This window comes from Bartonella queenslandensis AUST/NH15 (genome assembly GCF_000312585.1).
In the GTDB taxonomy this organism is placed as follows: Bacteria; Pseudomonadota; Alphaproteobacteria; order Rhizobiales; family Rhizobiaceae; genus Bartonella; species Bartonella queenslandensis_A.
The window spans coordinates 1-261 of record NZ_HE998437.1 but is presented as its reverse complement, the minus strand read 5'-3'; the positions used below and the strand labels follow the sequence as shown (position 1 = coordinate 261).

At 47.5% G+C, this 261-nt stretch carries 1 pseudogene; it reads right to left on the bottom strand.

The annotated features are described in order from the left end of the window. A pseudogene (locus BN338_RS10585) lies at positions 1 to 261 on the bottom strand (hypothetical protein); the annotation flags it as partial.

Below are 261 nucleotides of genomic sequence, written 5' to 3'. Positions count from 1 at the left end.
CAAATGCGTCAATCCCCACAATTGCCCGCTATGGCATAAAACCGCAATGGCTTCTGCCAAAAGCCAACTGTGAACATCACGCTCTTTACCCGTAGTAATAATAAAAGCCCCTAAATGAAGATCAGCACTCTGCTGTCCACAAGCCACAGAAGTAAAACGGCTCTCTAACACCGCAACACGCACAGCTGGTGCCACAAGCATCTGGGTTTCCAATTCTTCTAAATTAAAGCGCCCAAATTGACAGCCGCAATCACGCACATC